Origin of the sequence: Streptomyces sp. NPDC088812 (genome assembly GCF_044750285.1) — a bacterium.
Taxonomy (GTDB): domain Bacteria; phylum Actinomycetota; class Actinomycetes; order Streptomycetales; family Streptomycetaceae; genus Streptomyces.
The window spans coordinates 1-1,072 of sequence record NZ_JBIVJP010000096.1 but is presented as its reverse complement, the minus strand read 5'-3'; the positions used below and the strand labels follow the sequence as shown (position 1 = coordinate 1,072).

Annotated in this window: 1 protein-coding gene and 1 pseudogene; both read right to left on the bottom strand. The window is 66.5% G+C overall.

Annotation, left to right across the window (positions count from 1 at the left end; translation table 11 throughout):
* Window positions 1–302: 302 nt before the first annotated feature.
* A complete protein-coding gene (locus tag ACIP67_RS43445; RefSeq protein ID WP_401700280.1) occupies window positions 303–905 on the bottom strand; it encodes a cadmium resistance transporter in 603 nt (200 codons plus the stop codon).
* Window positions 902–1,072 (bottom strand): annotated as a pseudogene (locus ACIP67_RS43440) (transcriptional regulator); the annotation flags it as partial. The gene ACIP67_RS43445 and the pseudogene ACIP67_RS43440, both read right to left, overlap by 4 nt.

Here is a 1,072-nt window from a genome sequence, read left to right as displayed (position 1 = left end):
CCAACGAGAACAGCGGGCCAGCCTCTGCAGAGGCTGGCCCGCTGTTCTCGTTGGAGCACAGGGTCGGCCCCTGCCCATGGGGAGCGCTGGCGCTTGTTGTCCAGGGCGACAAAATCGGTCGTTTGTGGCGGGCGTCCGGGATGCGACGGGGCTGTGGCACCGTTCGCTTGGTGGCGGGGTTTTTGCAGCGCTCCGTGGCGGTCTTGTTGCCGCGATCACGCAGGACTGGCTGCAGGTAGGTGTCGCGGTCTGAACCGAGAGGGGTGCGCCCGGTCGGAGCCGTTTGAATCGCTGCCGCTACGTCAGAGTCCGAAGGCTCCGCCGCTGACGAGGATCACGATGCCGAGGCCGATGAGAACGATGGGGAAGAGGATGTGCTCCCAGCGTTCGAGCACTTCGGCGATCGGGGGGCGGGTGGCGACGAACTTTGCCAGGGCCACCAGGACCGCGACGAGCGCGAGGAAGACGATGCAGTAGGCGACTACTGCGAGAGGTTCCACGCTGAGGAAGACAGGGGTGTAGACGCCGATGTTGTCGCCGCCGTTGGCAAGGGTGACGCCTGCGACTGTCCACACACCGACCTTCTTGCCGGCAACCTTGGCCTCGTCGTCATCGTCGTCATCGTCTCCGCGCCAGGCCTGCCATGCGGCCCAGAGGCCGAGGCCCAGAGGGATGAGACCGAAGTACGGGATGGCTGCCGAGGGCAGGAATGCTCCGGCGCCGATGGTCACCAGGACCGCGGCACCGAGGATGCCGGCGAATCCGATGTACTGGCCGGCCAGAATGCGGGCGGTAGTGCCGCGCTGGCCTGCCCCTCGCGCGAAGAAGAGGGAGAGCACGATGATGTCGTCGATGTTGGTCGCTGCGAACAGGCCCATCGCCTGCAAGACCGAGGTGAGGATCATGCGCCCTCCCCAGCTGCGTCGCATCCGGGAAGCGAGCAGGCGGGATCGATGCACGGGGCGTCTTCGTCCACTGCCAGGGTGGCATCGACCAGTGCCGTCAGCGCCTGCGCCAGGTGCGAATCGGCGATCTCATATCGTGTCCGACGACCCTCGGGCTCGGAGACGAC